A 26,250-nucleotide genomic window follows, 5' to 3' on the forward strand; every position below is an offset into this window, starting at 1 on the left:
GATTTGTCCCATAATAAGAAGAAGAAAGGCGGTTTTTATAAAAAAAGTGCCTTTAAATATCGTTCTACACGAGGTTTGCAGGGGTAAAAATTTTGCTTTTAAAATCACTATATTTAGTGAGTAAAATCACTATATTTAGTGAGTAAAATCACTATATTTAGTGGCTTTGTTTTTATGAATAAATCTCATAAAAGCCAAAAATCAACTTTTTTTAGTGATTTTTATTTAAGATTATTTTAAGATTATATTAAGTTATGATTAAGCATTTTTTTTTTTGCAAAATCTTTGCAAAATTTAAAAACTTTACAAAACCTAATAAATCAACTTTTTTTAGTGGATTTTAGCATAAAAAATCATTTAAAAATCCACTTTTTAGAAGTGAATTTAATCATTTTATGTTAGAATCCACTTTTAGAAAATTAGAATCTCTTAGAGAAAGGATTTGATATGAGGAAATTTGTAACCTATGAGGGCGTTCAAGAAGCTGTGGATTTTTCAACAGGGGAAATTGCTTCAAAGCGTGAAACAAAGATTTTAAGGGTTGAGCGCGATGCAGAAAAGTTTTTCAAAATTTTTGTAGAAAATGTCGGTTCTCTTTATGGACTAAGTTCTGCAAGCTCATTTAAGGTGTTATTTGCTATTTTGAATATGGCTACTACGAGGGATAATATTGTCTCTATGGCTCACGGTATGAAAAAGCGCATTGGTAGTGCAGTTGAAGTTCATCCTAATTTGGTTACTAAAGCAATGAAAGAACTAATAGAAAAGCAAATCATTAAAGCAACAAACGATAGAGATTATTTTGTGTTAAACCCTCATATTTTTGGTCAAGGAAGTTTTATCGATGTCGAAAAATTGAGACAAAGTATAGAATTTCAATATGACTTTAAAAAGGGCGAGATAATAAGAACGGTCAGCGCAGATTCCATAACTTCCACAGGTATGGATATACTTCAAAATCCGCATAAATATAATCTCATTGATGTTGAAAAAAAAGAAACAGAAAATGAATCAAATATTGAGCTTACCTTAAAGCACAAAGATAAAACTGATGATGAGATTGTTGTAGCACCTAGTTCAGAATCTAATTCTTTAGAGCTTAATGTCTTAAAAGAACAAAACCGCGCCAAAGAATTATCCATTAAAGAGCTTGAGCTTCAAAACCGCGCCAAAGAATTATCCATTAAAGAGCTTGAGCTTCAAACCAAACTAGATAACTCTGCACCTAGATTGTTTGATTCGTAATTTTTTAAGTTATTTTTAATATTTTATTGCATATAATATACAAATTAGAATATTATATGCAAGGAATTAAAATGACGCAAGCAGAGCTATTAAAAGCATTGGATGAATGGGATAGAAGCGGTAAATGGATTTTTAGGATTACAGAGCTTTATGCGATTTTTAGCGGTGAGTCCCCACAAAACATTAAAATTTCATTGTCTAGGCACGCAAAAAATGGAATCATCGACAAGGTTTATAAAGGCATTTATGCAAATCCCCGAGCTTTTAGCAGAAAACTAACTAAAGATTCTCTTGCATATATTTCAAACTATATTAGAGATAAGGGGTTAAGTTATCTTAGTTTAGAAACAGTCCTAAGCGATGATGGCGTGATTTCTCAAATGCCTAACCGATATACTTTTGTTTCAAAAGGGCGAAGTGCTGTGTTTGTTACTCGCTATGGAATACTAGAATACACGCATACTCAACGACCCATAAAGACATTACATAAAAACTGCTATTTTGATGAGTATAAAGGTGTTTGGGTGGCAAACACACAGCAAGCTATTGATGATGCTTATAATTTTAATAGGGTGGTAGATTTGATTGAGGAGCAAGCAGCAAAAGATAGAGGAGAATATTATGGACATCATTGAATTAGCTAAAGAATATTCCACTCATAGTGAATTAACAGAAACTATTGTAAAAGAACTTCTGCATTACGAAATCTTAAAAAGCATATATTCCAATAAAGAAACATTGAATACTTTTGTTTTTCAAGGTGGCACAGCATTGAGGTTATGTTATGGTGGTGTGAGATATAGCGAGGATTTGGATTTTTGTATTGCCAATGGCAAGGAATTTGATATTAGCGTTATGCAAAAATTTAAAGATGATTTTACAAAATCTATTATGCAAAAATATGGTTTACAAGTGGAGGTAAAAGAACCTAAGCAAGATAATAATTCCATAGTCAAAAAATGGATTGCAAAAGTTTTTGTGCCATTCCCAAAAGATAAAAAAACACCAGCCATCCATATAGAAGTCGCAAATATCAATAGTTATGTAAATTCTGCAAGGCTTACTAGAAATCTTTACCCCAAAAGTGTAGATGAAATCATAGTGAGGGTTGAGAGCGAAAAAGAGATTTTAGCTGATAAAATCATTGCCTTTGGCGATAGAGACTATATGAAATATAGAGATATTTGGGATATTAAATATTTGCAAGACAAAGGAATTGAGGTTGATATTGATTTGGTAATCAAAAAAATCAGTGATTATAATGTGTCAAATTTGACACAAAAACTTATTAAAAAACTCGATGAAGTGAATAATATCCCTGAAGTAAAACAAAAATTCTATGCAGAACTGAATCGTTTTTTAACCAAAGATTTTTATGATAAAATTATGGACATTGATTTTTTTACAGATGTTAAAAAAGCTACGAATGAAGTCATAACGCAAGCTATTGAACAACTAAAATCAAAAAAACAACAAACTCCCACACAGTCCGCAGCAGACAAAATACGCGCTATGCCTAAGCCAACGCAAGAGGAAAGGCAAAAAGCTAGGGCGTTTTTAGATGCGGCTAAGCAAGAGCAAGCTAGCGCGGATAAAACAAAACAATCCGCACAAAGTCAATCTAAACCAAAAATAAGGAAACACAAATGATAAAACTACACCACACAAAAGCAGATTTAAGCGACATTCGCATTGCTAATTTATATCAAATCCCAAATACTACTTTTTCAAGTTTTTGGAATGGTGGCGATAGTGATTATATGGAATATATGAAAAATTTTAGACTTAATTATTCTTGGGATGTTGATAACATTGAACAACTACATAAGGTTGTCAGCGATTCTTTTAATGGTTTTATTAAGGCGACAAGCAAAAGTATAGGGCAGTTTAACTTTTTACTCCGCGCGGCAATGAAGCATAGAAATTTACCAAACTTAGAAGTAGATGATTATATGAAACTAGAGATAGACTTGAGTGGGGAATCACAAGAAGTAAAAGACGAAATAAAAAACCGCTTTTATCAGATGAGCTCTCGCTCATTTGTTGATTTTCGCTCAGAGGAAAATGATAAGCTCGTATATATTTACAATAGGCGCGGAATGATGAATGAGGGCGAACGCATAGCGATTTGTAAGGCAAAACCATCAATTACGCTTACAGACAATTTCAAATCTGCTAAAGATAACAATTTCATTGTAAGCGGTGTGTTAAAAGACATTGCTTTACCACATATAGAATTTGGTTTTACTTACACAGCAGGCAATGACACAAAAGAGCTAAAAGCTAGTGGCGATGAGATTCTAAATATTGCAAATGCAAAATCTAAAGAAGCAAAAAATATCACAAAAACTCAAAAGCAAGATGATATAGCACAAATAGCAAAAGAGGAAATTAAACAACAAAACACACAAACAAGGCAATCACTAAGCCCAGAATCTACTTATGAAGAAGTCTCAAAAGAGGGAAGCTCTAGCATAAAAATGCAAGATAGCCTAGAATCTACTTTGCAAGATTATGAAGCAAAAGAGCTTGAAAAATTAAAACAAAGAATTGCCTATGGCAAAGAAGTGGCTATGGGAATCTATAAAGAGCTTAGGACAAAGATAGATTCAGGTGTGGGTATTTTAGAAGCACTAAATGTGCTAAAGCAAAAATACAGAGAAGAACACGCAGTGAATATGGCAAGCGTTTATCTTAGTAGGGACTTGCAAGAAATAGCCATAAAAGAACAAACAATATCAAAACTTACACAAGCAATCAATGAGCGGGATAATGCCCTAACTCAAAAAGACATAGAAATCACAAAAAGAGAGGATTCTTTGTATAATATGAAATCCACTCTAGCGCAAAAAGAAAATGATTTACGACTCTTAAAAGAACAAATGGAGGAAACTATTGAATCTTTAGAATTACAAACAAAAAACACGATTCAAGAGATAGAGGAAGCTCATACACGAGAAAAAGAGGAGTTAGAGAAAAATATCTTAGTGAGCGATGAACTCATCGCAAAGCAAGATAGTGAAATCTCTGTCCTAAAAAAGACAAATCAATCTTTGCAAAAAGATATAGACACACTAAAAGCTGAAAACAAAGCACTTATAAAAAGTGAAGCAGAGCTAAAAATAATCAATGAACAACTGCAAAAACGCGAAAAAATGCTTGAAACAATAGAACACAGTAACAAAGAGCTTGTAATAGATAACAAATCTCTACAATCTCAAAACGAGCTTATACAAAAGCGCACAGATGAGCTAGAAGCAATGCTAAAAGACCTAAAAACCAAAAACGCAGAATTATCTCAAAATCTTGCGAGCTTGCAAAAAGACTACCACGAATTAGTCAAATCACTTGCAAGCACGCAAAGCAATAACAACACTGCAAAGCAACAATCACAAAGTGATAATAAAATCACTAAATTTAGTGATATTCCACAACCACGCGTTAGTCGCGTAAAAGAGATTTTAGCGGGAGGGGTTAGGAAACAATAGGAATTGCAAATGCAATATATTTCAGGGTGGCAAGCACTAAATATTCAAAGTGAAAGCGGACATATTGCCGATTGGCATTGTAATGTATATTTTAAAGATTTTAAGCCTACTGAAGTTTATGAATATGATGAGAATTCTCCGCTAAAAATGCTTGGAATCAAAAAACGATTTATCCCTTTTATGCAAGAAACTCACTATGTAGCAAACTATGCTAGAGCTATCGCAGATTTGGTATATTTGGACAGAGTGGCACAACTACGCTATTGTGCTAGGGATTTTCTAAATGATGATGAAAAACAAGAGCTTTTTAATTATTTAAAAATAATCAATAAAACCAAAAATGTAGAAAACTTTATGAAAACAGAGCTTGCTTTGTTTTATCTCAAGGACAAAAATAATGCTTGAAAATTACCAGATACAACGATTAGACTTTATGAAAGAAATTTTAGGGTATGTGGGGGATAACTTTATTCTAAAAGGTGGCACAGCACTGCGATTTTATTATGGGTTAGATAGATATAGTGAAGATTTAGATTTTGATAGCATTAGCAACAATATGGATATAACCAAACAACTAAAAAGGCACAAAGATTTTAATTCTTGGAAAATCTATGAAAAAAAGGTTACTCAATCATCGGTTAGGCTAACGATTGATTATGGTGCAAGGACAGACTTAGGTATTTATCCGCTAAAAGTCGATATAAGCGGGCGAGATAAAATAAGACTACACAATAATCTTTTGAAATATTCAAAAATCAATGACATAAATGTTTATGATATAGAAACTCTTGTTGATTTAAAATCCCTTGCTTTTTGTCAAAGAGATAAAATAAGAGATTTCTACGATGTGGGTTTTTTGCTTGAAAAATATCCACAATGCTTTGATGATAAAACACTTGCAAATATAGCTACCAAAATAGAATATAGTGGAGCAGATGAGCTAAATGCTCAGCTTATGATAGAGGCAGAAAGGCATAATTTAATAGAAAGAGATGACATAGAAGTGGTATGCAACTATGCAGAAAAGATTTTACAAAAAATAGATGAGATTCAAAAAGCAAAAAGAGACATTAAAATTCACTCCAATAAACCTAAGATAAGGAGGCGTTAAAATGACTGATAGTGTTTATATGTATTTGGAGTTGCTGTTAATACTGCTAAAAACAGATATTGCAAGAATAAGTTTGTCGATTGTAGGCGTAACATTTCTTGTATTTTGTATGGCTAAAGTTTTAGAAACACAAGGAACAATCCTGTTTAATTTGACTTGCTCTTTTGTTGTTGCCACTATTATGAGTTTAAGTAGCTATTATGCTAGTATATACGGTTCTAATCCTCCTAAATTTCAAAAAGAAAGAAAATGTGCTTTAGTATCTACTAACATAGCCAAATTGTGCTTTCGTCCATAAAGCATTCGCAAGTATTCACTTGCAAGAATCAAGAAATAGAATCTAAAAAAGTGAGTTAGAGTAAGGTATTTTTTGTTATAATTGCTTAGTAAATCGAAAAAACATAGTTTTACTATGTTAAAAAGTAGTTTTTATGAGAACAATAGAACAACAATTACAAAAAATACCTACACGCGTTATAGAACACACTACAATTTCATCTATCCTTAGTGAGCTGGGTTATAATCGCATTAACGACAAGATAGCTCATCTCATTAAAAATAAGGTTTTGGAGCAAGTCAAAAAAGGACTGTATGTATATGCGCCATTGCATAGTGAAGTTTTACTTTCCACAGAACTTATTGCAAATATTCTTATAAGTCCCTCTTATATTTCGCTTGATTATGCACTTTCTTATTATAATATCATACCTGAAAGAGTTGATGAGATTACCTCTGTCACAACAAAACGCTCAAAAGATTTTAAAACATCTTATGGCGTTTTTAGTTTTAAGCAAATAAAAAGGGAACTTTTTAATTTAGGGCTACGCATAGAACAACTACAAAATGCTACTTATATTATCGCTACCAAAGAAAAAGCTCTATGCGACAAACTATTTTTTACAAAAAACATTAAATTGCGAAACAAAAATGCTATGTTGGAATTTTTGCAAGATGATTTAAGAGTTGATTTAGATGAGTTTAGATATGCTGATTTAGAGATTTTTAACAACTATTTTAGCATAAGCAAATCTCATAAAATCGGTATCTTAACTAAAATTATTCAAGGAATAAAAAGATGAGTGTTATTGAGCAAATGCTAGCACAATACGAAATAGTTTCAAAAGAGGATATGCGTAACGCAATGAGGGAAATTTTACAAGAAATTACGCTTTTGGGACTTTATAGTGGTGGTTTTTTTGAGAAAGCCACTTTTTATGGTGGAACTTGTTTAAGGATTTTTCACAATTTGCCTAGATTTTCTGAGGATTTAGATTTTTCTCTTTTAGCCAAAGATGACAATTTCAACATACAAAAATATTTTCAGTGTATCATCGGCGAATTTGAAGCCTTAGGCATACAGGCAACAATTAGAAAAAAAGAGAAAAAAGACGAAAAGAATAGCGTAGAAACTGCATTTTTGGATAGTGATATTAGTCAATTTCAAAGGATTAAGGAAATTAAAGCAATTAAAATAAAAATAGAGGTGGATAAAAATCCACCTTTGCATTTTTTGACAGAGACAAAAACGCTTCTAATGCCAAAAAGCTTTAATATTAAAACAATGTCTTTGCCAAATCTTTATGCAAGCAAGATACACGCTCTTTTGTTTAGGGGTTGGAAAAATCGCGTGAAAGGCAGAGATTGGTTTGATTTTGAATGGTATGTTAAACACAATGTGCAACTTAATTTAGAACACTTATGCCATAGAATAAATCATTTTGGCAATATTCCAAGTGAAAATATCATCACACAAGATGATTTACAGAAGTTGCTTTTAAGAAAAATAGATGAAATTGATTTGCAACAAGCTATTGATGATATTAAAACATTTATAAAAAACCCCGAATCACTCGAGATTTGGAGCAAAGATTATTTCAAATTTTTGGTATCCAAAATGTGTTATCAACAAAATTTGCTACACAAACCCAAAATCCGAAAGCGATAGGCAAAAGATATGATACAACAAGCACGAAGCTCACACTCAGATTCTCTACTGCGTGAAGCAGAGGAAGCGATATTGTTATTTAATGATGATTTTGCAAAAGAGCTATTTCAAAATCTAATTAAAACCGTAGTAGAAAAGCGCAAAGACCCAAACATTACCTACACAGGAGCAAAAGAAGCAAGAGAGCATATTTTAGCCTATTTAGAACAGCAAGGCGAAGTAAAAACTGCAAATATCTGGGCGCGGTGGCTACCTATTGAGAGAGAAGCACTAGATTCTATCAAAAATCAAATCCAAATAGCATTACAAAAAGAGAACATAGAGGGGGTGGTAGAGATTCACTTACAAGATAGAGAGGTAAATTCTACACACATTCAATTTGTCGGCACTAATGCCAAAAAAGCAGAGCAGATAATAGGCAATATCATCGTAAATAATAGCTATGAAGACAATTTAGAAAGTGCATTAAATAGCAAAGCAAGGGCAGCATACATACAAATGGATTCAAAACTCTTGCCACGCAAGCAAACAATCAAAGAGTATCTACAAGTAATTGATGATAGAGAACAATACAAAGCAACAAAAGCACTAGAACAGCAAAAAGAACAAAAAGCTAAAGAAATCACAAAAACTCGTATTGATGATTTACTAAAATCTATGCAGGCAAAGACAAAATCTTTTAGAGATATGCTAAGTAATTTTGAGAAAAAGGCAAATATATCAGCAACAAGGCAAAAACGCACTAGGTTTGATATGATAAGGGAAGTAAAATCTATGAGTTTGGCTGAACTAAAACAAACTCACGCAAATATAAGACGAAATAGGCGTATGTAAAAATTTCGTTTTTTTAAAAAGTTTTAGCTATAATATCTCTGCGATTGTCTGACCGTTCCTTAACAATGGTTTCTTTGATGTCTTTGCCAAAGGCAATCGCTCCAAATACAAGGAATAAAAATAAAGTGAGGTTTTTATGCTAGATATTTTTATAGCTGTTTTTATGGTGTTTGTAGTTGGTTCTTTGGCGTTTATAATGCTAAAGAGTGCCATAAATATGAATTAAGGACTTAGCAATGCTAGAAGAAATTACACGCGATGAAGTAAATGTCTTTTTTATTGAAGCATTTGGCAAGGAAAAGGCTTCTATTGCCCAAAAAGCATTTGAAGCGAGCTTTAATCTTAATTCACAAAAACTAAAAAAACAAGTCATTGATGAAATTAAAAATGAAATTGTAACAAAAGACTTATTGCAAGCAGAATTCAAAGCCTCAAGGGCAGAATTTAAGCAAGAATTGCAACAAAGCATCAATGAGCTTCGCACCGAGCTTAAACAAGAAATAAACGAACTCCGAGCTGAAGTAAAACAAGAAATAAACGAACTCCGAGCTGAAGTAAAACAAGAAATAAACGAACTCCGAGCTGAAGTAAAGCAAGAAATAAACGATTTACGCACTGAAGTCAAAGATATGATTGCAAAAACGCAAACAAACACACTTAAGTGGGTTATGGGCATTCAAATTGCTTCGTTAGGTGTCATAATCGCAGCCATAGGCATATTGGCAGCTGTGTTAAAAATTTAAAGGATTTGAAAATGCCAGCAACATTAAATAAAAGCACTACAATCCTAATTGACAACTTTATTGGCACATATTTTTCTAATTTTTCTAATGAAAATAGAGAACAAATAAAAGAAAGTGTCGTAGATATTGCTGATTCTCTTTTAGAGCAAAGCAATAAAGAAGTAAATAATCTTGCCACAAAAAGCGATGTTTCTTATTTAAGAGAAGAAACTAAGAAAGACATTGCAAACTTAAGAGAAGAAACTAAGAAAGACATTGCAAACTTAAGAGAAGAAACTAAGAAAGACATTGCAGAGTTAAAAACAGACATTTCAAAACTGCACAACAAAATCATAGAATCTAAATATGATTTGCTAAAATGGATTGTAACCGCGCAATTAGCAATTTCAGGCTTAATGCTTGCTATGATAAAAATGACTTAAGGCAAAATGATGAAAAAGTCTATCCAAAACATTACCTTACCACTAAACGCGACAGATTCCCATAATGTTGTCGTGGGGGGGGGGGGGGCATAATTCCCTAACTTTTAGCCTTAAAAAACACAATTACTCTCTCACAAAATCCATTGCATTACCATATCATCGCTTGCAAGGAGGCGGGCTATGATATGGTTCATTGCGGAGGATTGTGCCTACTATCAAGACTTAGATTCTTTACAATCACAACACAATTTAGACAAAATCATCTCACTTCCGAGTGAAGCCGATATTGCTACGCATTTAGGTGGCAAAGTAGGCTTCATCGCACCTTTTTACCCTCCCAAACATATTCGCTCACTTTTTGTTATCAAATCACTACCAAACAAATTTGGTGTGCTTACCACGCAAGAGCAGCACGCAGGTGTGCCAGAATCTAAAGCATTAGAAACTAGATTAGGCTTAAGTGTTATTAACTCCCCTTTTACCCTTGCAGATGTCGGTGGCGCACAAACACTAAAAGACTTTACGCGCGAGCTTCTCATAGCAGAATCAAAGGGATTCCGCGCAAAAGGCGTGTTTTTAGTAGGTGTACCAGGCACAGGCAAAACTTTCTTTCCCAAATGCTTTGCAGGCGAAACAAAACGACTTTTGATTCAACTAAACCTAACGCTTATTATGGAGGCACAAGAGCCTATTGATAAGCTAAATTCTGTATTTGAATACCTTACAAATAGGCACGAGCAGCACCCAGATGAAAGATTTGTGTTGCTAATAGATGAAATCGAAAAAATGATAGGCAATGCCGAAGCAGTAGAAAAGCGTATGCTAGGGCGATTGCTAACTGTGCTAAATGATATGCACACTCCAGCAGCAGAATACAAGTTTGATGCTATCTTTTTTGCAACTGCAAACAATCTAAATTCTATTTTGGATAACAACCCAGAGCTTTTGCGGCGCGGGCGATTTGATGAGCTATTTTTTATATCTTTGCCAAGCGTAGAAATGGCAAAGGGCGTGTTTGAAATTTACCTTAGCAAACTAAAAATCAAAGATGAATTAGAACAAGTGATGACCCTAGATAATATTTTGACACAAATCGAGCAAGCCTATCAAAAAGACAATAACGACCCTGACAAATTCCCCTACACCAGCGCAGAGATAGAAACATTTTGTAAAAAGCTAGCTTTTTACAAGCTCGTGTATGGCGAAATCAATATAGACCACATACTAAACACGATTCGCTTAATTATCCCAATCATCAAATCAGCTCAAGAGGGTATCAATAGAATGCTAGCCCAAAAAGAGCTATTTTTACTTGTGTAAGGGGTGGAGAATGAAAGAATTAAACCCACCTCCTTATGTTTCTAGTGTGAAAGAAACAGAGGTGGCAAAATCGCTCAGTTTTGACGATACAGCCCCACACAATGACCTATCCATATATTGCGACTCTGATAAGGGCAATTCTACCACACAATCAAATCAAAGTCAAACTAAACCTAAAATAAGGAGGCGTTAAATGTGGCTAAGACAAAACAAACAAAGCAATTTAGGGCATTTAGAACAAGAACGCAATATTGCGCCTTTGTCAAAAATCTCTTGCAACACAAGCAGATACACAAATGATGAAGTGCTAGCGCAGTGGAATCTAAGAGATGAGTTTCTTAATCGCATTAGCGATGTGCGTATAAGCGACATTCCTCACAGCGTGTTTCCTAGCAGTGTGGAAGTCAAATATACACACGCAAACAAACGCCAAAGCAGCGTTATCTTTATGGACATTTGAAACAACTGCGCAATTTTGCGCAGTTGCTAAACCAAAAACAAGGAGCAAACAATGAAAATCAGCATAGGCAACAAAGAAGTAGAATTTCAAAAAAATGAAACCACAGGCGAAATCTTTTGCACGAGCTTGGATATAGCGAAAGTGTTTGAAAAGCGACACGACCATATCATTAGAGACATAGAGTTTTTATTGTTTCAAATGCGCGACTTAGGGCATTTGAAACAACTCCCCAAAATTGGGGAGTCGTTATATGAGCAACAACTCGGCTATGGTGCTAAGCGCAACAATAGAATGTATACCTTAACTCGTGATGCGTTTTCTCTAGTGGCGATGGGCTTCACAGGAACGAAAGCACTAGAGTGGAAAATATCTTTTATCAATGCTTTTAACTATATGGAAAACGAGCTAAGAGCAATCAAAGACAATGCTACTGCTACACTAGAGCAGCCCAAAGAAGTCTTTAACCTTATCTATGAAACACCTTGCAGAGAAGCAGTGTTAAAAGCGGTTAAAAACATAGAGAAAGAGAAAAAGGCAAAGGTGCATTCTATCAAGGAATACACCATTACAGAGAAGTTTAAGGGAAATAAAGCAATCACAAATTGCGAAATAGGCGTGCAATGGGATACACCGCCATTGCCATTTGACGCAAAAGAAATACAAAACCTCACACGAGGCAGAATAGCAAAAAAATTCAATAAGGCGTAATAATGAACCAATCCACGCGCAAAAACACGCTATTTACTCTTTGCAAAGCACTTGTAGAGCTTTTGGGCAAAGAGAAAGCATTAGCCGACTTGCAATTACTCTATAAGCGACATCCTGAAATGTTTAGAGATGAAAGCGAGGTAGAGGAAATCATAGAACAAGTCGTGCGCGAACCTGATTTGATAATCAAAAATCCAAAAGCAAAGAGTGATAGGGATTTTATGGTTTTTAAGAAACTAGATGACAAAAAGATGGGAGATGTGGGGATTCGCAATGATAATGGCGTGAATATCATTTTTCACACCAACAAAAAGAATATTTCAAAATTTAGGAAAATTGAGAAATCGCAGACATTGGTGGAGGCGTCATCTGCAAAAGCAGCACCCACAAGGTTAGACCATTACGCTAGCAAATCAAATGATTTGCCTAAGTGCAAAGAAGCACCTTCAATGCCTGCTGAAAGCAATTCTACCACAATCCCAAGTGCAAGTCAAACTAAGATAAGGAGGCGTAGATGAATCTAGCTATGTTATCTTTGCTTGGTTTGGCAGGTGCGGGCGCATACTATGGTATGAAGCGCAAAGACCCAAATATACAGCTTTCTAGTTGCTTTTTTGAACGCGTAGCAGTGCCTTTTAGCTCGCTTTTTGATGAATATATAAGCAACAATGGCTTAATCATTGATTTGGTAGAAAAAGACTATGTCTGCACAAATACACCACTAAAAGAACTCTATGCTATCGAGCTTGTAGGATTTGATAACACTCTAAACTATTTGCCAGAAGCCACAATAGAGGAAATTTTTAGAGATTTTAAGAAGTTTGATGATGCGTTTTTGTTTTATGCTATTCACAAGCAAGGCAAACTCCAAAAACAATATATCTTTAGCCACAACAAAAATCTACTGCAAGTCATCGGTGCAGTGTATGAAACCAAGCTAATGAGCGGGCAAGATATTCTAAATACTATCTATGATTTGAATTTACAAAACAGCTACTATGTCGATGAAAAAATGCTAAAGCGTAGCGTAAATATCGATTTTGAAAACGACAAGACACCGGGCTTTTTGAGTTTTAAGAAAATCTCTAGGCAAGCAATTTACAAAAACCTCACAGATTTGGATTTAATCCAAGCCTATAAGGCAATAGAGGGCGTAAGCAGGGCAGATATACAAAAGCTATTTTCAATCAATTTTGAGGGCGTTGTATGGACATATTTTGATTTTTACACCAAACGCATAGAGATTGCAATCACAAGCCTACTAAATGCTGCGAAATGGAGCGGGAACAAAGAAATTTTCACTTCTCTAAAAGAGCAGTATATCGCAGGCGAAGTGGATTTGATGATAGTTAATTCACTAGCATTTTTGAAAAAATACGAATCTAGCACAATAGGTGCGCTAGGCACTTGTCTAAAAAATGCCTATATCCCTAAAGACATTTTTAGGGCAGATTCTATACGCAGGACACCACTAAAATATCGCGATGGCGAGTTTGATATTTTGGTGGACAAAGCATATTTCAAAAACTACATTACCACGCTACACAAACGAAGCTATCCAAATGCTGATATTTTTGGACTTGACAAAAATCGCGCATTTGTCAATTATAGCTTCTCGGGCGAGAATAACACGCCTCATATGTGTATTATCGCAGAATCGGGTAGCGGTAAATCAGTATCCAAGCAAAAGATTATGGCACAAATGATTAACCTAGACTTCTCAACAGGCTATGCTAGCGAGCTAGGCAAGGTAAAAATCCGCAGCTATGATGTGGGATTTAGCGATGAAGTCTTTGTAAATCTAGTCAAATCAAATCCTAAAAACAACATAGCAATTCTCTCAAGTGATTTTGCGAGCTTTGCTTATAATCTAGTCAATGTTAATCCAAATGCGAGCAGAGAGGAATTTGAAGCGGATTTAGTCTTTGCGTGTGATTTGATGAGCGTTATCCTAGAATCACAAAACGCAGAAGCACTAAATATTAGCGAGCTTGCACTATTTAAAGAAGCGATTAAAAAAATCTACAAAGACAACAATTATCGCCGCTATCGCGTGCTTTTCTTAAAAGATACAAATACAGAAATGTATGAGAAACTCAAAAATCTAGGCTTTGATGATAACTACTACTTAGCTGATTTGGAGGGCGATGAGTTTGAATTTTTGCGCAAACCACTTTTGAGCGACATTACAGCGTTTTGCAAAGTAAATTCAAGCAATCAGCAGCTAAAAGAGGAGGATAGAAAAGCCTATTCGTCTTTGGCTATGAAATGTCTAGCAGTCGAGCAATTAGACATTTTTAGCCGCTTTGATAAGGTCAATATCACAGATACAGACTTTTTGTCAATGGATTTAAATAATTTCAAAGAATCTAGCCTTTTTACCCCTATTTTTCTTTGCATTTTTCAAAAAACCTATCTCAAGGACAGGGATAACGCACTTAAATGCAAGCGAGAAAAACGCGTGCAACCAAAGCTATTTTACGCGATAGAGGAATCGCGTAACTTCTTTGAAGTGCCTTATTTTGAAGTAATGCTAAAAAAGCTCGCTTTTGAAGCTCGTAAATACAATGTGCATCTGTGCTTTATCGCGCAGTTGCCCGAGCATATCCCAGCAGGGATACTAAAGCAGCTTTCAACAAGAATTTTTCTACTAATTCCAAGCAAGAAAGGAGAAACAATCAATGAAATAAAAAAACATTTCCAACCCAACGAAAAAGTAATCGAGGCACTAAATAATACCGAAAAACACGAATTGTGTATTTGGTATAGCGAAGGTGTGTTTAATCTCAAATTTGAGATTAGTGACATAGAAATGTCGGTGTTTAACACCAATCCTAATATCGTAGCATAAGGAGCAACAAATGAGTGATGAAGAACTAGAGCAACTCAACAAAGAAGAAGAAATGGAACTAGGCAAAGATGAGCTAGAGGATATACTCTATCTAGGACAGCCAGAAAACGAGCAAATTGCTGATGAAGCACAACAAGACAAAGGCAATAAGGAGTAACAAATGGAAAACGCAAAAGTAGACTACAAACAAATCATCGAGCAAAAGAAAGCAGCAAACGCGGAGCTTATTATAAGAACTCTAGCAAATGGGACAAGCCCACTACTAAGGACTTCTGATAAATGGGTAAGTGCTTTTAGAAATAATTCGCCTGTTACAAGCACTAATTATCGTGGCGTTAATGATTTGTTGCTTGAAAGCAAAGCAGCCGAGCAAGGAAAATCTAATACAAGTTGGTTTACTTTTAATCAAGCAAAAGAATTAGGTGCGCAAATCAAAAAAGGCGAAAAAGGGCAAGAAGTGCTTTTTTACCACAGAGGTAGAAGCGATGAGGAAATCAAAGATTTACTCGCAAAACTCGATGAGCTAGGCGAGCCTCACCCAAGCCAAGAGGAAATCGCACAACTACAAAAAACTTACATAAAAAGTTTTACGGTATTTGGACACAATCAAGTAGATTTCTCAAAAGCAGATATGGAAGTCGTAGATGCGCTTACAACAGGACTTAAGCCATCGATTGACATCGAAGAATCCAAACTGCTACAAGAAAATTTTGATAGAGCCCTCCAAGATGACCTTGATTTCCAACACCACAAAGATGATTTTCTACCAGAGCATATTCAACTTTTAAAAGAGCAGATTGCAAAATTCATTGTAGTTCGTGCCAGCAATGCTGAATTTGACTCTAAAAAAGAAGATAAATACTACCACAAAAAACAAGCAGGGTATTTAGAAGAATATGCGCAAAATGGCAAGTTTAGCAAAGATGATGTCTTGCTTGCGCTTAAAGAGGGAAGGAAACTAGCGCAACGAGTTTTGCCCACAATGATGAATAACACGCTAGAGGAGTTGCAAGTCAATCAAGCGCAAAAAGCCTTTAATTTCATTAAAGACAATATGAAAGAAAAAGGCAAAGGCTACTACTCTCCAGAGATTTGGAAAGAACTCTTTGCAATAGAAAAAGAAACGCTAAAAGTCGTTAGTAGTGGCTATTCAGCAGATGTTAATTCCAAGCGTTTAGATAGATTTTTGGAATCTCTAAACGAGGTGGAATCAAAAAAACAACAAACACCCACACAATCCGCAGCAGACAAAATACGCGCTATGCCTAAGCCAACGCAAGAGGAAAGGCAAAAAGCTAGGGCGTTTTTGGATGCGGCTAAGGCTAAGCAAGAGCAAGCTAGCGCGGATAATAAGAATGTCGCAGAATCTGTGAATGTAGATAAGAGTGTGAAGAGTGAGGAAGCGCGACCTCCTCGAGTAAAAATCAACTACAAAAAATTCTAAAGATTCTAATCCCAACACAAAGGAGGTTAATCACTAATGACAGATGTAACAGGAGCAAAACTTATTACGCAAGCAAGCGTATTTGGAGGTGCTGCAGTCGTTTTTAGCATTGTGCCTTTTGTGTTTGTAATCGTAACAGGCATAATGAAAAGCGAGCAGCATACTTCAGGTGGCTCTACTATCTTAGGCGTTATTATTAAAGCCTTAGTAGTGCATATCGTTTCTTGCGTAGCATTTATTGCTTCTGTTTATGCCCTAGACCAGCTCAACCCTAATCAAAGCGGATACTTTAGTCAAAAAGTATTTCAAGTCTTTTGGAATGGTGGTAATCAAGGAGCTGTGATGGGCTTAGTCGGCGGTGGCAATAGCAGTGAAGCGATGGGCAGTTATGTAATCTTACACTTAGTGTATGTGGTTACAGAATTTGCCCACGCGCTTTCACCACTCATAACTTTTATCCTTGCTATTGCTTATGGTGTTATGTTGGCAAAAAAAGATTCCTACAAAGAATCTTACGCGGAGTTAGCTTCGTGGTGCATCATCTCTACAATATGCTGCGCGGTGCTTTACACAGCTTGGGCGCATATTGCAAGTCCAGCACTATTTTTGCCAGAGGGTAACCTTTTTGATAGGATTGCTAACTTTTATAGAGAAGTGCTAGCAAACGCTATCCAACAACAATAATACGAAAGGATTAAAAATGGCACGAAAATGCCCACTATGCGAACGAGACGGTCGCGATGGAGAACTTCAAAAAAGAGAATATGGAATTTGCTGCAAAAAGCTTCAATTTACACGCAATGGAAAAGATTATGAATCAGTCGGCGAGTGTAATTTTCGTATCAACTACGAGCAAAAGAGCTTCGGCAGAAAGCTAAGCGATGGGGATATTCGCACACTACTTGATGGTGGCGAAATCAAAAACAAAGATGCCACGATGAAACTAAACTTAGACCGCGATGGCTTCTTTACCGAAATCATTTGGAAAGAAAAGAATTACTCAGACTTTAACTAAGGAGTAAACAATGAAAAGATTTGTAACTTTTTTACTTGTCGCTACTGCACTAAGCACAACCGTAGTGCTAGCAAACAATGGTGCTTTTACGAGTATTGATAGCACTGTGGGTGCGCTAAATACGAGCGGTAAAGGCACACTAGGGACATTTGGAGCGTGGTTTTTTGGACTATTGCCACTTATATCTTTCATCGGTATCGGTGTAGGTGGCTATCGATACGCTTCCAAAAAAGCCGAGCAAGACCAAGACACTACTCGCGTAGCTATCATCACTTTCATTAGTGCGATTCTAGGATTTTTTGTCGGCGTGATTTTAGCCGCAGTGCTAGGAGCAGGACTTATGGGAAGTGCTAGCGAGGGCGTGCAGATTGTCAATAGTTTTTGGCGTTCTGTGCTTACAGGTGGCGTTGCCGCACAAAAATAGAGAGGGACACAAATGGGCATATTGCGGACATTACGAGCGTTTGCGCTCATAGCATTATTGCCCATTTGGGCTTATGCAGTTATTTGTCAAACAATAGGTAGCTGCACTAAGATTGATTGTTCGGGTTATGCAAGTGGCAAAAAAAGCGGAGCAGAGGGAAAAATAGACCCAGAATTTGAAAAACTAAAAGAAGCAGTAAAAGAGCTAAAAAAGCAATACAACAATTATTTAGAAAAATACAAAGATAGTGTCAAGCTATACAAGAAGCTACAAGAGCTAAAGAAATACAATTCTTTGAAACTCGATGAAGTGAATTATTATATGGAAAAAACCAACAAAATGATTGAAATAAAAATACTAGAAGCAGGCGAAAAAGGAATTTTAGAATGAAAAATTACGCAATGCACTTATTTAGGCTAGGCGATAGGCTAGCTAATGCACTTGGTGGCGACAAACAAGCATTAGCCGACTTACAAAAACTCTATTACCACCACCCCGAAATGTTTGCAGATTTGAAAGATTTAATCAGCACCATAGAATCTGTGGCACAAAAACCTGAAATCATCACTGAAGCAAAAACATCAAATGCTTTGCTTGCAGCGAAGCGATTAAATAGTGAAAAAATGGGGGATATTGTTGTGAAAAACAACAATGGAATGAATGAAATAATCCACGCGAATAAGAAAAGAATGAAAGAGTTTGATAGATTATTGAGTTCACTGGTAGAGACCCCCACACCCTCTACACATCGACAATCGCTAGAGCAAAAGTCGACAGGGGAGCTAATAGCTCAAAAAGATGAGCTATCTGGCGCAAATGCGCGTTCAGTGAACTCTCAAAACAATTCTACCACAATCCCAAATGCAAGTCAAACTAAGGTAAGGAAGTGCAGATGACACAAAAAGATATAGATTTGCTAGTCGAAACGCTAAAAGACCTAAAAACCAAAAACGCAGAATTATCTCAAAATCTTGCGAGCTTGCAAAAAGACTACCACGAATTAGTCAAATCACTTGCAAGCACGCAAAGCAATAACAACACTGCAAAGCAACAATCACAAAGTGATAATAAAATCACTAAATTTAGTGATATTCCACAACCACGCGTTAGTCGTGTAAAAGAGATTTTGGCGGGCGGGGTTAGCAAAGCACAAGAATCCGCACAGGATAAAGAATTACAAGAATTTACACTTAATGATAGTGTAAAGATTCGCGCAATGCTCATCGGTGATGAGCCTTATTTCATAGCAATGGATATAGCAAAGGCACTAGATTATAGCGATGCCTATCAAATGACAAGGCGTTTAGATGATGATGAAATCTCAAACCGCCAAATTGGCGGTTTGGGCACAAGCTCGGGTGGTAGGGGTATTACGCTTATCAATGAAAGCGGATTATATAGCGCGATTCTAGGTAGCAATAAGCCTGAGGCTAAAACATTTAAAAAATGGGTAACCAAAGAAGTCTTACCCTCCATAAGAAAAACAGGCACATATCAAATCGATAACCAAACACAAAAAGAAGTCTTTAACCTTATCTATGAAACACCTTGCAGAGAAGCGGTGTTAAAAGCGGTTAAAAACATAGAGAAAGAGAAAAAGGCAAAGGTGCATTCTATCAAGGAATACACCATTACAGAGAAGTTTAAGGGAAATAAAGCAATCACAAATTGCGAAATAGGCGTGCAATGGGATACACCGCCATTGCTAAACGCTAAAAACCTTGCAGAAGTCCAAGCACTAAATCAAAGAAAAAGGAAATACAAATGAAAAAACTAACACTTACACTATGCCTTACATTGTGCGTAACAATGGTGGTGGCAATCACACCAAGAGAGCAAGACGCTTTCAAAAATGGATTTAAGACAGGTTTAGCGATGTTTGAATTTCAACTGCAAAACGAGGGCGTAACGGTGCGTGAAGCACCTTTTAGCGTGAGTGATTATGTCGTATATGCGACTACGACTAAAATGCCTATGGCAGAGATTCTCTACTTGCAATTTATGGCAAATAGGGATAATTTTGAGACACTGCTTACAAAAGATGAATTAGTGTTTGGCAGATTTGCTAGGCAAGCAGATGCCGAAGACGCAGTCAAGCAAATTGCCAAAAACTACAATATCACAGCCAAGATAGCCAAAGGACAGACTTTTTATGTCCATCCTATACTAGCCCAAAAGGCTTATGATATGTTTATAAGAGAAGCTAGAGAAAATGGCAATCTAATCTATACAGACAAACTAACAAAAACAAGATATGTAGCACAAACGAGCAATAATAATCAAGGCTTTGGTAGTGGTGTGAAGTCTTTTAGACTTAAAAACGCACTTACACAAAGCTATATTTTGCAAGAGGAAAACGCAGTTAATAGCGCAAGTTTCGTTGAATACAAGGTAATCAAAGGAAAAATGCGCTATGGAAAAGAAAAAGTCATCGTTACAAACGAGGGCGAAGTCTTTATCAAAGCAAAAGGTAAAAATCTTTACTTCTCTAGTGAAGATGTGGAGGAGGATAGCAAATGAGTAGCAAGGTAGCGATAGACAAAGTCAAAGAGGAGGGTCTTATTGCGCCTCTCTCCCTCTTTGAGAATGTAATTATATCTAAACTAAGGAGTAAGCGATGAAAAAGTCAAAAACACCCATAAGCGTAGAGAGATACACACGCTCAAAATTTCAAGGATTCACACTTGTGGCAAGTCTTGCATTTTTTGTATTTGCGTGTGTAGTTAGTGGATTAGCACTTATCTTACAGCAAATGAAAATCGCAATGAACGAAGAAATGTTGCTGGCGATACATATCGCTGCTGTGATAATCGCAGTAATGTTTTTTAGATATTTACGCAAACCAAACAAATAGAAATAAGGAGTAACAAATGGAAAAAATACTAAAAACCTTGCAGGAATACAAAGAGAAGTTTCTAAAAAAACTCGAGCAAGACAAAAATCTAAAGCTATATCTAGCACTTGCGGGAGCGTTGCTACTATTTGGTGGTGCTGTGTATCTATTGCTAGGCTTAGGAGAGCCAAAAGAAATAGATATGCTTGCACCACCACCGCAAGAGCAAGAGGAACAAGAAGAAGAGGGAAGCACTGAAAATCTAGAGCTAGATGAAAAAGCACTAAGAGAATCCAAAAAAGCCCCTACCCTAGACCAACAGCTTGACAAAATCGAAAAAGACTTAAAAGCAGCCGAGCAAGGAATCTCTACAAATAATATGATTGTAGTTAAGCAAGAGTTTAATGAAACACCTCCTCCGCTAGATGATACCACCCTAGCAAATAGAGATAGAGATATACGCGCATATCTCAAATCTATACAGGGCAATATCATTCTTAACGCTGATAGCTTTCGCTACAAAGACAAAGACTACAAAGTAGGCGAGAGCTTTGAGGGCTATCAAATAATGTCCATAAACCCCATATATGTGCGATTCGCAGATAATATCACTGCCTTGCATTACAATCTGCGATTTATCGAGGAAGCACAATGAATAAGCTATGTAATGCGCTAATGTTGATATGTTTGTGTATTTGTGGCTTTGGCTGCTCGGGCAAAAAGCAAACAAATCCACTGCCAAACAAAGACAAATTGCATTTGCCAAACAACAGAGAAATAACACTCAAAAACCACGATGAAATCAAAATAGCAAAAGATTTTGATTTGTGGGCTATTGATTATTTTAGAGAGCCAGACCCTGCAGCAAAGACTTTATGGGAAATCGGTATCAAACAAGGACACAGCAAATGAACAACAAAGAGCAACGCGGAATCTATAATGTAACCTTTAATGCCAAAAAGGCTACTGCACTAAGGACTGATTTGGAAACAATAGAATATGGTCTAGCCAAATATCTAAATGAAAAATCCATATTGTTTTCCAAAGGCTACCACAACATTAGGACAGATTCGGGTTTTGGTGCGGAGCATATTAAATTGCATTTAGACAAAGAAAGCGAGGGAGCGATAAGCATAAGCGAGCTTCTAAATCTAGGTAAATACATAAGAGAATACCTAGCAATATTCAAAGAGCCTTTTATCGAAAAAGAGGGAGGGCGAAAAATCTATGAATGGCAGAATGATGAGGATGTAAGGTTTAGGGTAGTTGTAGATAAGATTAGAGGAGAGGGTCTCGATGTGCCTCTATCCTCCTCTAAGGATGTAATTATAACATACTATTCCGACAGAAACGCTACAAATAAAATGCTTTATAAGAATCCTAAAGTGCAGGATTATTATGCAAAGCAACAATCACAAAGTGATAATAAAATCACTAAATTTAGTGATATTCCACAACCACGCGTTAGTCGTGTGAAAGAGATTTTAGCGGGCGGGGTTAGGAATAGCGAGGAATCTAATACGCAAACCTATACCAACAATGAGATTGGTGATATGCAGGTTGAAACAATCGATAGAAATGGAATAGTGTTTTTTAAACTTACTGATATTGAAAAAGTTTTGGGATTATCGGCTGGCGCAAGTCGTCAATGGGTTAAAGATAGCTGGTTTGATGCTGATGAGATACACAGCGTGAGAAATTCTCACGGTGGCTCTAATAGTAATTTTGTAGCTGAAAGTGGGTTATACAGAATCTTAAACAGAACAAATAGCCCAAAAGCTAAACCATTCGAGCGATGGGTAACCAAAGAAGTCTTACCCTCCATAAGAAAAACAGGCACATATCAAATCGATAACCAAACACAAAAAGAAGTCTTTAACCTTATCTATGAAACACCTTGCAGAGAAGCGGTGTTAAAAGCGGTTAAAAACATAGAGAAAGAGAAAAAGGCAAAGGTGCATTCTATCAAGGAATACACCATTACAGAGAAGTTTAAGGGAAATAAAGCAATCACAAATTGCGAAATAGGCGTGCAATGGGATACACCGCCATTGCTAAACGCTAAAAACCTTGCAGAAGTCCAAGCACTAAATCAAAGAAAAAGGAAATACAAATGAAAAAACTAACACTTACACTATGCCTTACATTGTGCGTAACAATGGTGGTTGCTGATGAAGCAGAGAAATTCTTTTATGAGCGCGGTTTTGAGAATGGCTGGAATCAAGGATTTGATGCAGGCGTAAATAAAGGCATCGAAATCGCTAAAAAAGTTGTTGAGAAATACAAAAATCGTGTGCGAGCTTTTGAGGTAGGTAAGTATCTAATCGAGGATAAGAGACTAACCTACCCACAAATCTATCAAATCATCAATGAAAAAGATGGAATGCTTACCTTTCAAATCCTGCCTAGCAGAATCGAAAAAGAGCTAAATATCGATGATATTTTCGCACAATTTGGCGAGCTACCAAATGGCGATGAGAAAAAAGAAATGCTACTTAGTGATTTGAATAACAGCGTAATGCTTTCAGGCAGGGATTCTAACACTTATGATATGCCAAGCCCTGCTAATAGAGATTCTAACATTGTCTATATGAAAGTTTCAAAAACAAGTGAAAATCAAAAAACACTAAGAAGCGCAAATCTCGTGTATGTCGAGGAAAAAAAGCATTACAAGGTAATGTTTTTTAACAAAAATGAGAAAAAAGCATTTTGTGCGCAATTCAAAAAGGTGTGTAAATGATGAAAGTTAAACTATGCAAGCATATCGTTAATAGACTGCTTGGCAACAATGAAAAAGTAATCGCTTATGCTCCTATAAGATTTCTCTACAAAAAACACGCAGAAATGTTTCGCGGAATGGGGGATTTGAGGTTTTGTATAGAGCAAGTAGCAAAAAAGCCCGACAAAGTCATCATCTTAAAAGATGCCAAAGGTAAAAAATATGCAGTGAAAGCAGACAAAAGGCTAAATGAAGCATATACCACAGACATTATTTTAAGAAAGAAAAAAAATGGAAAATACATTATTTTCCACGCAAACAAAAAGGCTAAAAAGCCAAAAAAGGAGCAGCAATGAACTACTTTATCAATGTTAAAAAACAAGATAATAGCGGTGTTTTAATATTTGAAGTGATGAATGGATACACACTGCAAATTATCTTTGTAACAAACAATTTTGCAGAAGCACAAGCAAAGTGTGATGAGCTGAATTTCTCATCAAGGAGCTTTAAATGGTAAAAGAATCACTAAACTTCAAAGCAGAGCAGTTTTTTGCAAAAAATTGGAAGTTTTTGTTTTGGGGACTTATCATTTGTATTTTGGTGCAATGCTGGGCGTTATACAACATTAACGACAGAATGACACATTTGCAAGAAGTCGTATATGACAACAATTCAAAAGTAGTCTTTACCACAATTGATGGGCGTGCGATTCGTGTAGAAAAAGAACCACTAAAGGCAGAATACCTAAAACAATTTGTAATTAGCACTTTTGTAAATAACTTCATCGTTTCGCGTGCAAGCCTTACAAAAGGATTCACGCAAAACATTATGCAAGCTAGCGAAATCCTAGAAAACTATGCACCGCTAGGAATGATTTATTTGTCGTTTTTGGGTGCAAATGATGACCCAGAAAATAAGCAAGGCTATGGGGATTTGATGAGTTATTTGCATTGGCTACTTAGCGCAATAGCAAAAGATAAGCTACCTGAATATTTCAATATTAAAGACTATGAAGTCATTAAATATGAATATGTGGGCAATGCGTTTAATTTAGAGCTAAAAATCAAAGTAGCAATGTCTAGCTACATCATCTCTAAAGATGCCTATGTCAATCAAAATGGCGAGGTGGGAATCGTAGCTAGTGGGGATTTTGATTTACAAAGGGCAAATGACTACAATCCTTATGGATTGCGCATTAAGAATTTTTCTATCCAAATACCAACAAAGGCGGTAAAAATGCAATGAGTAAGTTAGATTTTCTAAAAAACAACACAAACCAAGAAAAACCACAAAGCAATGAGGACTCATTGCAATCCCAAATGGCTGATATGCAAAAAAGAATAGAGCAAATAGAAGAAGACTTTGAGATTTTAGCCCAGCATTTAGTCCAAATAGGACAAATGATAGGCTATATCAAAAATCCAAGAGATAAGGAGCAAAAATGCAGTCAAAAATGAAGTATTGCATTGTTTTAGAAAAGGAAAATTACCTTATCAAAAACAAATCGGGCAAAATCATCTCTAGCACTCAAACCCTAGCGCAAGCAAAATCACAACTAAAGCGACTAAACCAAAAACAAGGAGCAAACAATGAAAAAACTCACAACAACACTTGTAGCACTCGCACTAAGTCATAGTTTGGTGTTTAGCTTTGATTGGAAACAAGCAGCGGGAATGATTCCCGGGCTAGGTGGAGCTGCAAGCAAAATCTTTGATAAAATCAATCAAATTAGCTTTGGTGCAGTGGGAATGTGCTACACAATGCAACAAGTCAAACAATTTGATGTTTGCAGTGCATTTAATGAAATAGGCTCATTGCAAGTAGAAATATGCAATATCGCGCCACAGGTCCCGGGCTTTCAAAAGAAGCAAAAGACGGTAGGTATCAGTGGTTTTGGGTTACAAGCATATTGTGCAGCGCAACAAAATAAAATTAACAATATCATTGCAAGTATCAATAACTATGAAGCATACTACAACTTAGGAGGGAACTCAAAATTAGCTAATGGGCTAGATATAGATAGCTTTTTCCAAAAAGCAAGCCCAAAAACAATCTTTAGCACAAAGAGTGAAAACTTTGCTAAAGCAGTGTTTCGCACAGGCAATCAAAGTGAAATCAACGCCTTAATCAGCATTCAACAAAACAATGAGAATCTAAAAAGTGGAAATTTTACTGATTTAAGCATTGATGAAATCCAAGCACCTGCAACAATGACAGAATATTTAAAAGAAGTTGATGGGCTTAGTGCTGCTATATCAAATGGGTATATCGTAGGTGCGCCTAGCAATGTAGCAGGTGTGCTAAAGCAAAAACTAAATGGCAAAGAGGGAAGTGATGCAGAGAGTGAAGCAAATAGACATATCAGCAATGTGAATACGCAGATTGACAACAACACAAAGGCAATGATGGGAGTTGCCGAGCAAGCAGCGCGACAAAAAGATGATATTGCTATGCCTACACAGGAATATGTCAAATATCTAAAAAAAGATGCCAGATTGCGCGTGATTGCGCAAATCAAAAATCAGCAGCAAAGACAAGCTCTTTTGCGTGCCAAAATCCAAGAAGGAGGTGAAGTGCGAAAAAATCTTGCATCACTTGCAGCGCAAAAGGCAGTTATTGCAAACGAGAAGTTTGACAAAGACTCTGCCGAACAAGAAATTAACCAACTCATACAATAAGGAGCAACAA

At 36.1% G+C, this 26,250-nt stretch carries 38 protein-coding genes; all 38 read left to right on the forward strand.

The features are described from left to right. Nucleotides 1–447: 447 nt before the first annotated feature. Nucleotides 448–1,245, forward strand: coding sequence for a replication/maintenance protein RepL (locus CQA40_RS06190; RefSeq protein ID WP_115520036.1), 798 nt, complete (start codon nt 448–450; stop codon nt 1,243–1,245). A 71-nt stretch (nt 1,246–1,316) separates the two neighbouring features. Beyond that, nucleotides 1,317–1,880 (forward strand): type IV toxin-antitoxin system AbiEi family antitoxin, encoded by a 564-nt coding sequence (gene abiEi, locus CQA40_RS06195; protein WP_115520037.1) that lies wholly within the window; start codon nt 1,317–1,319, stop codon nt 1,878–1,880. After that, on the forward strand, nt 1,867–2,895 hold the full coding sequence (locus CQA40_RS06200) for a nucleotidyl transferase AbiEii/AbiGii toxin family protein (RefSeq protein ID WP_115520038.1): 1,029 nt from the start codon (nt 1,867–1,869) through the stop codon (nt 2,893–2,895). Before abiEi ends, CQA40_RS06200 begins: the two co-directional genes overlap by 14 nt. Continuing rightward, complete coding sequence (locus tag CQA40_RS06205; RefSeq protein WP_115520039.1) at nt 2,892–4,733, forward strand: hypothetical protein; 1,842 nt, start codon at nt 2,892–2,894, stop codon at nt 4,731–4,733. The genes CQA40_RS06200 and CQA40_RS06205 overlap by 4 nt, the downstream gene beginning before the upstream one ends. A gap of 9 nt (nt 4,734–4,742) precedes the next feature. Next, on the forward strand, nt 4,743–5,138 hold the full coding sequence (locus CQA40_RS06210; protein ID WP_115520040.1) for a hypothetical protein: 396 nt from the start codon (nt 4,743–4,745) through the stop codon (nt 5,136–5,138). Next, nucleotides 5,131–5,844 carry a nucleotidyl transferase AbiEii/AbiGii toxin family protein gene (locus tag CQA40_RS06215; RefSeq protein WP_115520041.1) on the forward strand — a complete coding sequence of 238 codons (714 nt, stop codon included), beginning with the start codon at nt 5,131–5,133 and terminating at the stop codon, nt 5,842–5,844. Before CQA40_RS06210 ends, CQA40_RS06215 begins: the two co-directional genes overlap by 8 nt. Before the next feature lies 1 nt (nt 5,845). Further along, entirely contained in the window at nt 5,846–6,142 is a 297-nt protein-coding gene (locus CQA40_RS06220; protein WP_115520042.1) for a hypothetical protein, read from the forward strand. Nucleotides 6,143–6,275: 133 nt separating this feature from the next. Then, entirely contained in the window at nt 6,276–6,923 is a 648-nt protein-coding gene (locus CQA40_RS06225; RefSeq protein WP_115520043.1) for a hypothetical protein, read from the forward strand. Beyond that, nucleotides 6,920–7,789 carry a nucleotidyl transferase AbiEii/AbiGii toxin family protein gene (locus CQA40_RS06230; RefSeq protein ID WP_220271900.1) on the forward strand — a complete coding sequence of 290 codons (870 nt, stop codon included), beginning with the start codon at nt 6,920–6,922 and terminating at the stop codon, nt 7,787–7,789. The genes CQA40_RS06225 and CQA40_RS06230 overlap by 4 nt, the downstream gene beginning before the upstream one ends. Before the next feature lie 9 nt (nt 7,790–7,798). Next, the gene (locus CQA40_RS06235; protein WP_115520044.1) at nt 7,799–8,623 is read left to right on the forward strand and encodes a hypothetical protein; all 825 of its coding nucleotides are present in this window, start codon (nt 7,799–7,801) and stop codon (nt 8,621–8,623) included. 236 nt (nt 8,624–8,859) lie between these two features. Then, entirely contained in the window at nt 8,860–9,366 is a 507-nt protein-coding gene (locus CQA40_RS06240) for a coiled-coil domain-containing protein (protein ID WP_115520045.1), read from the forward strand. Between the two features lie 11 nt (nt 9,367–9,377). Further along, the gene (locus tag CQA40_RS06245; RefSeq protein ID WP_115520046.1) at nt 9,378–9,788 is read left to right on the forward strand and encodes a hypothetical protein; all 411 of its coding nucleotides are present in this window, start codon (nt 9,378–9,380) and stop codon (nt 9,786–9,788) included. A 180-nt stretch (nt 9,789–9,968) separates the two neighbouring features. Beyond that, nucleotides 9,969–11,108: an AAA family ATPase gene (locus tag CQA40_RS06250; RefSeq protein WP_115520047.1), complete on the forward strand. Its 1,140-nt coding sequence runs from the start codon at nt 9,969–9,971 to the stop codon at nt 11,106–11,108. A 10-nt stretch (nt 11,109–11,118) separates the two neighbouring features. Then, nucleotides 11,119–11,301 (forward strand): hypothetical protein, encoded by a 183-nt coding sequence (locus tag CQA40_RS06255; protein ID WP_115520048.1) that lies wholly within the window; start codon nt 11,119–11,121, stop codon nt 11,299–11,301. Next, nucleotides 11,302–11,568, forward strand: coding sequence for a hypothetical protein (locus CQA40_RS06260; RefSeq protein ID WP_115520049.1), 267 nt, complete (start codon nt 11,302–11,304; stop codon nt 11,566–11,568). It abuts the gene before it with no gap. Between the two features lie 51 nt (nt 11,569–11,619). Beyond that, entirely contained in the window at nt 11,620–12,276 is a 657-nt protein-coding gene (locus CQA40_RS06265; protein WP_115520050.1) for a Rha family transcriptional regulator, read from the forward strand. Between the two features lie 2 nt (nt 12,277–12,278). Further along, nucleotides 12,279–12,794 (forward strand): hypothetical protein, encoded by a 516-nt coding sequence (locus CQA40_RS06270; RefSeq protein WP_115520051.1) that lies wholly within the window; start codon nt 12,279–12,281, stop codon nt 12,792–12,794. Continuing rightward, nucleotides 12,791–15,127, forward strand: coding sequence for an ATP-binding protein (locus CQA40_RS06275; RefSeq protein ID WP_115520052.1), 2,337 nt, complete (start codon nt 12,791–12,793; stop codon nt 15,125–15,127). The genes CQA40_RS06270 and CQA40_RS06275 overlap by 4 nt, the downstream gene beginning before the upstream one ends. 10 nt (nt 15,128–15,137) lie before the next feature. Then, nucleotides 15,138–15,284 (forward strand): hypothetical protein, encoded by a 147-nt coding sequence (locus tag CQA40_RS11155; protein WP_181882861.1) that lies wholly within the window; start codon nt 15,138–15,140, stop codon nt 15,282–15,284. A gap of 3 nt (nt 15,285–15,287) precedes the next feature. Beyond that, on the forward strand, nt 15,288–16,571 hold the full coding sequence (locus CQA40_RS06280; protein WP_115520053.1) for an ArdC family protein: 1,284 nt from the start codon (nt 15,288–15,290) through the stop codon (nt 16,569–16,571). Nucleotides 16,572–16,607: 36 nt separating this feature from the next. Beyond that, nucleotides 16,608–17,255: a hypothetical protein gene (locus tag CQA40_RS06285; RefSeq protein WP_115520054.1), complete on the forward strand. Its 648-nt coding sequence runs from the start codon at nt 16,608–16,610 to the stop codon at nt 17,253–17,255. A gap of 16 nt (nt 17,256–17,271) precedes the next feature. After that, complete coding sequence (locus tag CQA40_RS06290; protein WP_115520055.1) at nt 17,272–17,586, forward strand: hypothetical protein; 315 nt, start codon at nt 17,272–17,274, stop codon at nt 17,584–17,586. 10 nt (nt 17,587–17,596) lie between these two features. After that, nucleotides 17,597–18,010, forward strand: a complete 414-nt coding sequence (locus tag CQA40_RS06295; RefSeq protein WP_115520056.1) for a hypothetical protein — start codon at nt 17,597–17,599, stop codon at nt 18,008–18,010. 12 nt (nt 18,011–18,022) lie between these two features. Further along, nucleotides 18,023–18,400, forward strand: coding sequence for a hypothetical protein (locus CQA40_RS06300; RefSeq protein WP_115520057.1), 378 nt, complete (start codon nt 18,023–18,025; stop codon nt 18,398–18,400). Continuing rightward, nucleotides 18,397–18,906 (forward strand): hypothetical protein, encoded by a 510-nt coding sequence (locus CQA40_RS06305; RefSeq protein WP_115520058.1) that lies wholly within the window; start codon nt 18,397–18,399, stop codon nt 18,904–18,906. The genes CQA40_RS06300 and CQA40_RS06305 overlap by 4 nt, the downstream gene beginning before the upstream one ends. After that, nucleotides 18,903–19,778 (forward strand): Bro-N domain-containing protein, encoded by an 876-nt coding sequence (locus tag CQA40_RS11435; protein ID WP_220271901.1) that lies wholly within the window; start codon nt 18,903–18,905, stop codon nt 19,776–19,778. The genes CQA40_RS06305 and CQA40_RS11435 overlap by 4 nt, the downstream gene beginning before the upstream one ends. Continuing rightward, nucleotides 19,775–20,530, forward strand: a complete 756-nt coding sequence (locus CQA40_RS06315; RefSeq protein ID WP_115520059.1) for a hypothetical protein — start codon at nt 19,775–19,777, stop codon at nt 20,528–20,530. The genes CQA40_RS11435 and CQA40_RS06315 overlap by 4 nt, the downstream gene beginning before the upstream one ends. A 97-nt stretch (nt 20,531–20,627) precedes the next feature. Then, nucleotides 20,628–20,864: a hypothetical protein gene (locus CQA40_RS06320; protein ID WP_115520060.1), complete on the forward strand. Its 237-nt coding sequence runs from the start codon at nt 20,628–20,630 to the stop codon at nt 20,862–20,864. 16 nt (nt 20,865–20,880) lie between these two features. Beyond that, complete coding sequence (locus CQA40_RS06325) at nt 20,881–21,498, forward strand: hypothetical protein (RefSeq protein WP_115520061.1); 618 nt, start codon at nt 20,881–20,883, stop codon at nt 21,496–21,498. Beyond that, nucleotides 21,495–21,755: a hypothetical protein gene (locus CQA40_RS06330; RefSeq protein ID WP_115520062.1), complete on the forward strand. Its 261-nt coding sequence runs from the start codon at nt 21,495–21,497 to the stop codon at nt 21,753–21,755. Before CQA40_RS06325 ends, CQA40_RS06330 begins: the two co-directional genes overlap by 4 nt. Further along, nucleotides 21,752–22,960: a BRO family protein gene (locus CQA40_RS11160; protein ID WP_181882862.1), complete on the forward strand. Its 1,209-nt coding sequence runs from the start codon at nt 21,752–21,754 to the stop codon at nt 22,958–22,960. Before CQA40_RS06330 ends, CQA40_RS11160 begins: the two co-directional genes overlap by 4 nt. Beyond that, nucleotides 22,957–23,583 (forward strand): hypothetical protein, encoded by a 627-nt coding sequence (locus tag CQA40_RS06340; RefSeq protein WP_115520063.1) that lies wholly within the window; start codon nt 22,957–22,959, stop codon nt 23,581–23,583. Before CQA40_RS11160 ends, CQA40_RS06340 begins: the two co-directional genes overlap by 4 nt. Then, nucleotides 23,580–23,918, forward strand: a complete 339-nt coding sequence (locus CQA40_RS06345) for a hypothetical protein (protein ID WP_115520064.1) — start codon at nt 23,580–23,582, stop codon at nt 23,916–23,918. The genes CQA40_RS06340 and CQA40_RS06345 overlap by 4 nt, the downstream gene beginning before the upstream one ends. Next, nucleotides 23,915–24,079: a hypothetical protein gene (locus CQA40_RS11165; RefSeq protein ID WP_181882863.1), complete on the forward strand. Its 165-nt coding sequence runs from the start codon at nt 23,915–23,917 to the stop codon at nt 24,077–24,079. The genes CQA40_RS06345 and CQA40_RS11165 overlap by 4 nt, the downstream gene beginning before the upstream one ends. Further along, nucleotides 24,073–24,807 (forward strand): hypothetical protein, encoded by a 735-nt coding sequence (locus CQA40_RS06350; protein ID WP_115520065.1) that lies wholly within the window; start codon nt 24,073–24,075, stop codon nt 24,805–24,807. The genes CQA40_RS11165 and CQA40_RS06350 overlap by 7 nt, the downstream gene beginning before the upstream one ends. Beyond that, complete coding sequence (locus tag CQA40_RS06355) at nt 24,804–25,019, forward strand: hypothetical protein (protein ID WP_115520066.1); 216 nt, start codon at nt 24,804–24,806, stop codon at nt 25,017–25,019. Before CQA40_RS06350 ends, CQA40_RS06355 begins: the two co-directional genes overlap by 4 nt. Further along, complete coding sequence (locus CQA40_RS06360; protein ID WP_115520067.1) at nt 25,004–25,198, forward strand: hypothetical protein; 195 nt, start codon at nt 25,004–25,006, stop codon at nt 25,196–25,198. Before CQA40_RS06355 ends, CQA40_RS06360 begins: the two co-directional genes overlap by 16 nt. Continuing rightward, nucleotides 25,152–26,240, forward strand: a complete 1,089-nt coding sequence (locus CQA40_RS06365; protein ID WP_115520068.1) for a hypothetical protein — start codon at nt 25,152–25,154, stop codon at nt 26,238–26,240. Before CQA40_RS06360 ends, CQA40_RS06365 begins: the two co-directional genes overlap by 47 nt. Nucleotides 26,241–26,250: the final 10 nt, after the last annotated feature.

The sequence above is a fragment of the Helicobacter sp. MIT 01-3238 genome (assembly GCF_003364135.1).
Lineage (GTDB): Bacteria > Campylobacterota > Campylobacteria > Campylobacterales > Helicobacteraceae > Helicobacter_B.

What these genes read in the sequence shown, in the direction of transcription:
- CQA40_RS06190 (WP_115520036.1), top strand. Translation starts at nt 448, where the DNA reads ATGAGGAAATTTGTAACCTATGAGGGCGTTCAAGAAGCTGTGGATTTT.
- abiEi (WP_115520037.1), top strand. Translation starts at nt 1,317, where the DNA reads ATGACGCAAGCAGAGCTATTAAAAGCATTGGATGAATGGGATAGAAGC.
- CQA40_RS06200 (WP_115520038.1), top strand. Translation starts at nt 1,867, where the DNA reads ATGGACATCATTGAATTAGCTAAAGAATATTCCACTCATAGTGAATTA.
- CQA40_RS06205 (WP_115520039.1), top strand. Translation starts at nt 2,892, where the DNA reads ATGATAAAACTACACCACACAAAAGCAGATTTAAGCGACATTCGCATT.
- CQA40_RS06210 (WP_115520040.1), top strand. Translation starts at nt 4,743, where the DNA reads ATGCAATATATTTCAGGGTGGCAAGCACTAAATATTCAAAGTGAAAGC.
- CQA40_RS06215 (WP_115520041.1), top strand. Translation starts at nt 5,131, where the DNA reads ATGCTTGAAAATTACCAGATACAACGATTAGACTTTATGAAAGAAATT.
- CQA40_RS06220 (WP_115520042.1), top strand. Translation starts at nt 5,846, where the DNA reads ATGACTGATAGTGTTTATATGTATTTGGAGTTGCTGTTAATACTGCTA.
- CQA40_RS06225 (WP_115520043.1), top strand. Translation starts at nt 6,276, where the DNA reads ATGAGAACAATAGAACAACAATTACAAAAAATACCTACACGCGTTATA.
- CQA40_RS06230 (WP_220271900.1), top strand. Translation starts at nt 6,920, where the DNA reads ATGAGTGTTATTGAGCAAATGCTAGCACAATACGAAATAGTTTCAAAA.
- CQA40_RS06235 (WP_115520044.1), top strand. Translation starts at nt 7,799, where the DNA reads ATGATACAACAAGCACGAAGCTCACACTCAGATTCTCTACTGCGTGAA.
- CQA40_RS06240 (WP_115520045.1), top strand. Translation starts at nt 8,860, where the DNA reads ATGCTAGAAGAAATTACACGCGATGAAGTAAATGTCTTTTTTATTGAA.
- CQA40_RS06245 (WP_115520046.1), top strand. Translation starts at nt 9,378, where the DNA reads ATGCCAGCAACATTAAATAAAAGCACTACAATCCTAATTGACAACTTT.
- CQA40_RS06250 (WP_115520047.1), top strand. Translation starts at nt 9,969, where the DNA reads ATGATATGGTTCATTGCGGAGGATTGTGCCTACTATCAAGACTTAGAT.
- CQA40_RS06255 (WP_115520048.1), top strand. Translation starts at nt 11,119, where the DNA reads ATGAAAGAATTAAACCCACCTCCTTATGTTTCTAGTGTGAAAGAAACA.
- CQA40_RS06260 (WP_115520049.1), top strand. Translation starts at nt 11,302, where the DNA reads ATGTGGCTAAGACAAAACAAACAAAGCAATTTAGGGCATTTAGAACAA.
- CQA40_RS06265 (WP_115520050.1), top strand. Translation starts at nt 11,620, where the DNA reads ATGAAAATCAGCATAGGCAACAAAGAAGTAGAATTTCAAAAAAATGAA.
- CQA40_RS06270 (WP_115520051.1), top strand. Translation starts at nt 12,279, where the DNA reads ATGAACCAATCCACGCGCAAAAACACGCTATTTACTCTTTGCAAAGCA.
- CQA40_RS06275 (WP_115520052.1), top strand. Translation starts at nt 12,791, where the DNA reads ATGAATCTAGCTATGTTATCTTTGCTTGGTTTGGCAGGTGCGGGCGCA.
- CQA40_RS11155 (WP_181882861.1), top strand. Translation starts at nt 15,138, where the DNA reads ATGAGTGATGAAGAACTAGAGCAACTCAACAAAGAAGAAGAAATGGAA.
- CQA40_RS06280 (WP_115520053.1), top strand. Translation starts at nt 15,288, where the DNA reads ATGGAAAACGCAAAAGTAGACTACAAACAAATCATCGAGCAAAAGAAA.
- CQA40_RS06285 (WP_115520054.1), top strand. Translation starts at nt 16,608, where the DNA reads ATGACAGATGTAACAGGAGCAAAACTTATTACGCAAGCAAGCGTATTT.
- CQA40_RS06290 (WP_115520055.1), top strand. Translation starts at nt 17,272, where the DNA reads ATGGCACGAAAATGCCCACTATGCGAACGAGACGGTCGCGATGGAGAA.
- CQA40_RS06295 (WP_115520056.1), top strand. Translation starts at nt 17,597, where the DNA reads ATGAAAAGATTTGTAACTTTTTTACTTGTCGCTACTGCACTAAGCACA.
- CQA40_RS06300 (WP_115520057.1), top strand. Translation starts at nt 18,023, where the DNA reads ATGGGCATATTGCGGACATTACGAGCGTTTGCGCTCATAGCATTATTG.
- CQA40_RS06305 (WP_115520058.1), top strand. Translation starts at nt 18,397, where the DNA reads ATGAAAAATTACGCAATGCACTTATTTAGGCTAGGCGATAGGCTAGCT.
- CQA40_RS11435 (WP_220271901.1), top strand. Translation starts at nt 18,903, where the DNA reads ATGACACAAAAAGATATAGATTTGCTAGTCGAAACGCTAAAAGACCTA.
- CQA40_RS06315 (WP_115520059.1), top strand. Translation starts at nt 19,775, where the DNA reads ATGAAAAAACTAACACTTACACTATGCCTTACATTGTGCGTAACAATG.
- CQA40_RS06320 (WP_115520060.1), top strand. Translation starts at nt 20,628, where the DNA reads ATGAAAAAGTCAAAAACACCCATAAGCGTAGAGAGATACACACGCTCA.
- CQA40_RS06325 (WP_115520061.1), top strand. Translation starts at nt 20,881, where the DNA reads ATGGAAAAAATACTAAAAACCTTGCAGGAATACAAAGAGAAGTTTCTA.
- CQA40_RS06330 (WP_115520062.1), top strand. Translation starts at nt 21,495, where the DNA reads ATGAATAAGCTATGTAATGCGCTAATGTTGATATGTTTGTGTATTTGT.
- CQA40_RS11160 (WP_181882862.1), top strand. Translation starts at nt 21,752, where the DNA reads ATGAACAACAAAGAGCAACGCGGAATCTATAATGTAACCTTTAATGCC.
- CQA40_RS06340 (WP_115520063.1), top strand. Translation starts at nt 22,957, where the DNA reads ATGAAAAAACTAACACTTACACTATGCCTTACATTGTGCGTAACAATG.
- CQA40_RS06345 (WP_115520064.1), top strand. Translation starts at nt 23,580, where the DNA reads ATGATGAAAGTTAAACTATGCAAGCATATCGTTAATAGACTGCTTGGC.
- CQA40_RS11165 (WP_181882863.1), top strand. Translation starts at nt 23,915, where the DNA reads ATGAACTACTTTATCAATGTTAAAAAACAAGATAATAGCGGTGTTTTA.
- CQA40_RS06350 (WP_115520065.1), top strand. Translation starts at nt 24,073, where the DNA reads ATGGTAAAAGAATCACTAAACTTCAAAGCAGAGCAGTTTTTTGCAAAA.
- CQA40_RS06355 (WP_115520066.1), top strand. Translation starts at nt 24,804, where the DNA reads ATGAGTAAGTTAGATTTTCTAAAAAACAACACAAACCAAGAAAAACCA.
- CQA40_RS06360 (WP_115520067.1), top strand. Translation starts at nt 25,004, where the DNA reads ATGCAGTCAAAAATGAAGTATTGCATTGTTTTAGAAAAGGAAAATTAC.
- CQA40_RS06365 (WP_115520068.1), top strand. Translation starts at nt 25,152, where the DNA reads ATGAAAAAACTCACAACAACACTTGTAGCACTCGCACTAAGTCATAGT.